General features: G+C 58.1%; 6 protein-coding genes. 1 reads left to right on the forward strand and 5 read right to left on the reverse strand.

Translation table 11 applies throughout. The features are described 5' to 3' along the window. Positions 1-35 precede the first annotated feature (35 nt). From ACFWW2_RS27700 to ACFWW2_RS27720, 5 genes are all read right to left on the reverse strand, one after another. Positions 36-878 carry a calcium-binding protein gene (locus ACFWW2_RS27700; RefSeq protein WP_393934115.1) on the reverse strand — a complete coding sequence of 281 codons (843 nt, stop codon included), beginning with the start codon at positions 876-878 and terminating at the stop codon, positions 36-38. A gap of 91 nt (positions 879-969) precedes the next feature. Continuing rightward, positions 970-1,479, reverse strand: coding sequence for a DUF1643 domain-containing protein (locus tag ACFWW2_RS27705; protein WP_393934117.1), 510 nt, complete (start codon positions 1,477-1,479; stop codon positions 970-972). 42 nt (positions 1,480-1,521) lie between these two features. Further along, complete coding sequence (gene truB / locus ACFWW2_RS27710; RefSeq protein WP_393934119.1) at positions 1,522-2,427, reverse strand: tRNA pseudouridine(55) synthase TruB; 906 nt, start codon at positions 2,425-2,427, stop codon at positions 1,522-1,524. 978 nt (positions 2,428-3,405) lie between these two features. Beyond that, on the reverse strand, positions 3,406-5,439 hold the full coding sequence (gene recQ, locus ACFWW2_RS27715) for a DNA helicase RecQ (RefSeq protein ID WP_393934121.1): 2,034 nt from the start codon (positions 5,437-5,439) through the stop codon (positions 3,406-3,408). Between the two features lie 143 nt (positions 5,440-5,582). Beyond that, complete coding sequence (locus ACFWW2_RS27720) at positions 5,583-5,912, reverse strand: hypothetical protein (protein WP_393934123.1); 330 nt, start codon at positions 5,910-5,912, stop codon at positions 5,583-5,585. 276 nt (positions 5,913-6,188) lie between these two features. Here ACFWW2_RS27720 and ACFWW2_RS27725 point away from each other — a divergent pair. After that, on the forward strand, positions 6,189-6,427 hold a 239-nt coding region (locus ACFWW2_RS27725), incomplete at its 3' end, for a hypothetical protein (RefSeq protein ID WP_393934125.1).

Consider the following 6,427-nt stretch of genomic DNA (forward strand, 5'->3'; position numbering starts at 1 on the left):
GCGTTTAGGGTCATTTCGCCGAAAAGAAAAGGGGTTTATGCCGCCACAAGCGCCACAGCGTCCAGATCCAGATCCGTCAGGTTTGCAAAGGTCGCCACAACCTCACCATCCGCAAGCAGCACCAGCCCCGCATCAGAAAGCTGCGTAGACAGCGTTGGCTTGACCCCGTCATAGTCGATTTCGATGATATCCTCGGCCGGATCAAAATCCTCAACGATAGCGTCATTGCCCGCAGTGAGGGAAAAGGTATCAGCCCCGGTGCCGCCATGCAGGTTGTCGCCAGCGCCGCCCTTCAGGATATCATTGCCCGCCCCGCCATTGAGGAAATCGCGGATGTTATCGCCCCGGTCATAGACCACATCGTCACCGGACCCGCCATGCAGTGTGTCAGCCCCGTCGCCGCCCAACAGCACATCGTCGCCAAGCGAGCCATGCAAGGCGTCGTCGCCGTCACCGCCCATCAGGATATCTGCCCCGTCACCGCCATTCAGGATATCGTCGCCATCGCGCCCGGCGATGATGTCATCACCCACATGACCATAAAGCTCATCATTGCCGGACCCACCGTCCAGAACGTCATCGCCGCGCCCGCCATGCAATTCGTCATCGCCCGCGCCGCCAGCCAAATGGTCATTCCCATCTTCGCCATGGATGTAATCGTCACCAGCCCCGGTTTGCACGGTATCATCCCCGTCACCGGAAAAGATGACCGTGTCATCATCACTTGGGTCGATCAGCTCATTCAGCGGAGTGATTTCGACGGACGGTTCATCATCCTGCTCTCTGGCAGGCTTTTCCTCAATATCATCACTATCGTCGCTGGCGTTGAACATAAACGCGGATAGCGCAACGCCCATCAATCCGAGAATCCCAAGCATGGTAAACCTGTAATGTCTGGTCGCCCCCGACCCGTCAGCATGCGTTCTAGCATATCCATGCCTGTTCGTGGTCGGGAAACTGACCTTAGGGTTAACGTACCCAGCGCACCGGGGTCTGGGCGTAGCTGATGTAAAGCGGGTGTTTGGGGTGCCCGTGTTTGGTCAGACCCAGCGTATGGATTGTGCGACCAGTGGCGTGCAGCAGCGATGCGACCGCAGGCCCCCGGTCCTGATGCGCGCCATGGGTGCCCCAGGCGGCAATGATCTGATCGGCCCAGTCCACCCCGACCGCGATCACGCGGTCATTCTCCGGTCCCACCGGGTCCGCCGCCTTGCGCATCTTGTGGGGATCAGTTTCGCGCCAGGCAAAGATATTGGTGACCTGAAAGGCACCGAACCCCAGCGCCCGTGCCCGCCTTTCGCAGCGTTCAACCGTCGGATCATTCTGGATTTCGGTCGCTTTGGACGGGTTGAGCATAATGAACAAGACCCGCTTGCCCGCCGGATCCCAAATGCGGGTCAGGGCATAGCGATAACGTTCGCACTCTGAATAAACGGCGGTCGATGGCGCATCATCCTTGATGTGAGTGCGGGTGATCATGGCGGTGCAGAAGCCGCGCCGTAAGATGGGTCTTGACCCATCTTATCCCACAAACACCCGGGCGGGCTGCATTTCACCGCCGCGATAGGTCCCTACAGCGATGGCCTTGCCCTCATAAGAGGCCCAGACCTCTTCGCCATATTCCACATTCGATGCGATGACCGACGCCGGGTTGCCATTGCGCAGCTTCGCCACGCTCTCTGTCAGGCAGCGGACCTCTGGCAAATCCGACAACCCAACCTCCAACGGCTGCAGATGGGCGTCCAGTTCAGGCGTTCTGGCCAGCGCATCAACCTGGTCCAGCGTGATCCCGTCATCGGCCTGAAACGGGCCGGACCAGATACGCCGCAAGGATTTGACATGGGCCTTGCAACCCAGCGTCTCACCCAGATCGCGGGCGATAGCGCGGACATAACCGCCCTTGCCGCAGGTCATTTCCAGAATGACATGGTCCGGGTCGGGGCGGTCCACCAGCAACAATTCCTCCACCCACAACGGGCGGGCGGCCAGTTCCATCTCCTCGCCGTCGCGGGCCTTCTTATAGGCACGCTGACCGTCAATTTTCACGGCTGAAAACTGGGGCGGCACCTGCATGATGTCACCCACAAACCGGCCCAGGGCCGCCTTGATCGCATCGTCATCCGGGCGCAGATCACTTGTGGCGATCACCTCTCCCTCGGCATCGTCAGTATTGGTGGCCTGCCCCAGACGAACCGTAAAGACATAGGCTTTCAGCGCATCGGTGATGTAAGGCACTGTCTTTGTCGCCTCGCCCAGGGCCACCGCCAAAACACCGGTCGCTTCAGGATCCAGCGTCCCCGCATGGCCCGCCTTCTTCGCCTCCAGCGCCCAGCGGACCTTGTTGACCACAGCGGTCGACGTGATGCCAGCGGGCTTGTCCACCACCAGCCAACCCGAAACATCCCGCCCTTTGCGTTTACGTGCCATCGCCCTGTCCGTCTTGAGATTTCGCGGTTGCTAGAGTGGTCTGCATGGAGGGTCAAGGTTTGGTGGGGTCGTGTTGGCAGGTATTTCGAAAGGCACAGTCGCTGACTGAACGGCTGGTCCAAACTCATGCTGACGGATGCTGCGACCCCGGAGTACATCTGTTATCGGTTAGAATCACCGCCTGTTTTAGTCACCAATTAAGGTTGCCCAATTAACGTCTACCTCGCAGCAAGTGCTTCAACTCAATACCAAAAACTAGCGTGCCTCAGACTACCTCTCCAATCGCCGCTCTGCCCGGCACTCCACGGTGCCGAAACAAGAGTGTCATGATTAAATATATGGACTTGTTTTGTTGGCTGATGTTTTTGAAGCGATCCATGCCCCTCACAGACGCTGTCGGCAAAACACGAGCTTGGCTCACCCAAGGATACCTTTCGTGGTCGGGGAGTTCGAACTTTCTAAAGATATGATCCACATGTCAGACAAATTCACCCTCGTGTGGGCTCTTGAAAATTTGGCGAAAACAACACCCGCTCCAATGGTTCGGCGGGTTGTGTGATTGTCACGAAGCTTCCGTTGAAGTTAGTTTTGCTTCTGAATGTCCTATGTAGTCAATGGCGTGATATGAATAGAAGGACATGCTTATGGCTGGGTCATTGGTGCGAATAACGCCATTCTTAACATCCCACTAATGCTCCAACCCGTCGGACATACAGTAACCTGAAACCTTAATGTGGTCCGGGTGCGCCCGGCGTTTATTTGGAGCTATCCAGCCTTCGGGATATCGTACTGGATTCAAGGCCTTGATTTCCTTATATTTTCTTGATCTGCCAATGAGATGTCTTCTACAAAAACCCAAAAAACAATAGCAAAAGCATGCCTTCGGTCTACCAAAGTCAATGTTTGAAAAATTCCGCAAAGCCACCACTGCGTATAAGCTCGCCAATTATGCCACCAGCAAACATTGGGTGTGGGTAGTCATCCGCCCTCCAGCACCTCCAGAAACGCCTCACCGAAACGTTCCGCATATTTGTCGCCAATGACCCGTGTCAGGTGGTCCATGTCAGGATTCCGCAGGTTGGCCACTTTCGCGATCACTGAGGCAGAGCAACTCATTGGTTTGTCCACCCCATGAGGGCCGCGCATCAGATTGGCCTGAACCTCCAACAACCGGTCATAGACCGCCCCTTCGGTCCGTCCGGCCAGTTTGCGCCGGGCCGGGTGCATATCCTCGACGGCACCCGCGATCACTTCCAGAAACGCCTTGCCATAGCTTTCCAGCTTCTTGGCGCCGACCCCGCCGATTTGCGCCATCTCGTCCAGCGTGCGCGGTTTGCGTTCTGCCATTTCGATCAGCGTGCGATCGTTGAAGATGATATAGGCGGGCGCATTGGCCTGTTCGGCCAGATAACGCCGCTTGGCCTTGAGCGCAGACAGCAGCGGCGCGTCTTCTTCGTTCACCAGCATCCGCACCTTTGGTCCGGATTTGGCGGCCTTGATCGTGTCCTTGCGCAGCTCAATCGTCGCCTCGCCCCGCAGGATCGGGCGCGCATGGTCGGTCATCCGCAAGGCCCCGTGCCGGTCCCTGTCAGGCCGCAGCAGGTCATGCCCCATCATCTGTCGAAAGATCGCCTGCCATTGCCGTTTGTCATACTCCTTGCCCACGCCGAAGGTCGGCAGGCTGTCATGCCCGCGTTGCTGGATCTTGTCGGTCATATTGCCCAGCAGGATGTCGATCAGGTGGCCCGAACCGAACCATTCTTCGGTCCGCAGCGCGGCAGACAGGGCCATGCGCACGGGTGTGGTGGCGTCGAAGATTTCGGCGGGTTTGTCGCAAAGATCGCAGTTGCCGCAGAGCGCGGCCTCCTCTCCGAAATAGCCAAGCAGGGTTTGCCGCCTGCAATACAGCGCCTCTGCCAGTCCCAGAAGGGCGTTTAGCCGTCCGTGATCGGCGGCGCGCCGTTCCGGTGGTGCAAGACCTTCGTCAACCTGTTGGCGGCGAAACCGGATGTCGTCAGGACCGAAAAGGGTCAGCGTTTCCGCCGGCGCGCCGTCGCGCCCGGCACGTCCGATTTCCTGATAATACGCCTCAATCGATTTGGGCAGGTCGGCATGGGCGACCCAGCGGATATCGGGTTTGTCGATCCCCATCCCGAAAGCCACGGTCGCGCAGACGATCAGACCGTCCTCTTGCTGGAACCGGCGTTCGACGATGCGTCGGTCCTCTGCCTCCATCCCGCCGTGATAGTGGCAGGTGGGATGGCCCGCATCGGCCAGCGCGCGCGACAGCGTTTCGGTCTTGGCCCGCGTGCCACAATAGACGATGCCGGATTGGCCTTTGCGGGCGGCGGCGAAGTTCAGGATCTGGTTGCGGGGGCCGTCCTTGACCGCGAAAGCAAGGTGGATATTGGGCCGGTCGAACCCACGCAGGAAGGTGGCGGGTTGCTGGCCGGCAAAGAGTTTCTGAACAATCTCTTCGCGTGTTTCCGCATCCGCCGTGGCGGTAAAGGCGGCGAGGGGGGCGTCAAGCGCCTCTCGCAATTCGCCAATCCGCAGGTAATCTGGCCGAAAATCATGGCCCCATTGGCTGACGCAATGCGCCTCATCCACGGCGATCAGGCTGACCCCGGCCCGGTGCAGCATCTGAATGGTCCCGCCAGAGGCGAGCCGTTCAGGCGCCATGTAAAGCAGTTTCAGTGTACCAGCCTCAAGCGCGGCCCAGACTGCATCGGTTTCTTCCTGGGTATTGCCGGATGTCAGCGCGCCTGCTTCGACCCCGGCCTCGCGCAGGCCGCGGACCTGATCGCGCATCAGGGCAATCAGGGGGGAAATGACCACTGTGATCCCCTCGCGCACCAGTGCAGGCAACTGAAAACACAGGGATTTGCCGCCGCCCGTCGGCATGATGGCGAGAGTATTCTGCCCCCGAACCACCGCTTCGACGATTTCCTCTTGGCCGGGCCGGAAGGCATCAAAGCCAAAGACATCACGAAGAAGCGTGGCAGCGCTCATGAGTGGGGACCTGTTGTTGTTTTATGCTCTTGAAGGTCACAATCCCACGCTAAGAATCTGTAAACAAGTATCGCTGACGCCGCAGCACAAGAAAAAAGCCGGCACCTTGCGGTACCGGCTTTGCTGCTGCGATGTGGGTGACGTTATTCGATGTCGAACTGCTTGGTGGCGACGACCTGACCGTCAATCGTCACGATGGCAATGACATCCTTGCGAGTGGGGAGGCCAGTATCGACCCGAACATCAGTATTTGCGCCGACGTGCAGGTTTTGCTGGCCCAGAAGACGGCCTTGCTGACCAGTGTGGTAATCGTAAATTTCCAGAATGGCCGCGTTGTCAGTGGTGATGAGCCCCAGTTCGAGCGTGTCATCGGATTCGAGCGTACGGCCGGTTTCAAAATAGGTGTCGGCGACGCCGAAGGTTGCGACGGTAGCGGCGGCAGCCGATGCGAGGATAGTGGATTTAATAGACATGGTTTGGTTCCCTTCCTTGGGTATCCTGATGTGTGAGGCAGCGGTTTGCTGCATTTCATGAAACCAAGATGGGCCATTCGAGGCACGACGAGAAGGCGGAGGGCGATCAAGAAAAAGGTGAATGGTGTGAAGAGGTTAATGTCTTGACAGCCAGTTTGCTTGCCCCTGGAGTCTCGCGGTGCATTTACGCACGAGCTGATAGCTCTTTCTGTGCGTCTGATACCGTTGGACCGTGGTGAATTGAAACATGAGTTCACAGGTTACAGCTGGGCGCAAATGCGTGAGCGCGCAATATTTCGGATATATCCCGCCTGCGTGAGCAGGATGAAACGGTTTAAGGGGTTGTTTTGTGGATTGGAGCAAGCAGCGCATGCAAAAAAGGCCGGTCCTCCAGTGATGGCCGGCCTTTTTGTGGGATGGGGTGTTTGCTTAGTTGACGTCGAATGGTTTGGACGCGACGACTTCACCGTCGATCTTGATCAGGGCGATCACGTCGCGGGTCTGGGGCAGGCCTG

Origin of the sequence: Yoonia sp. R2-816, from assembly GCF_046762905.1 — a bacterium.
GTDB lineage: Bacteria > Pseudomonadota > Alphaproteobacteria > Rhodobacterales > Rhodobacteraceae > Yoonia.

Excerpts from the sequence above, each read along its gene's own strand:
- truB (WP_393934119.1), bottom strand. The coding sequence starts at position 2,427 with ATGGCACGTAAACGCAAAGGGCGGGATGTTTCGGGTTGGCTGGTGGTG.
- ACFWW2_RS27700 (WP_393934115.1), bottom strand. The coding sequence starts at position 878 with ATGCTTGGGATTCTCGGATTGATGGGCGTTGCGCTATCCGCGTTTATG.
- recQ (WP_393934121.1), bottom strand. The coding sequence starts at position 5,439 with ATGAGCGCTGCCACGCTTCTTCGTGATGTCTTTGGCTTTGATGCCTTC.
- ACFWW2_RS27705 (WP_393934117.1), bottom strand. The coding sequence starts at position 1,479 with ATGATCACCCGCACTCACATCAAGGATGATGCGCCATCGACCGCCGTT.
- ACFWW2_RS27720 (WP_393934123.1), bottom strand. The coding sequence starts at position 5,912 with ATGTCTATTAAATCCACTATCCTCGCATCGGCTGCCGCCGCTACCGTC.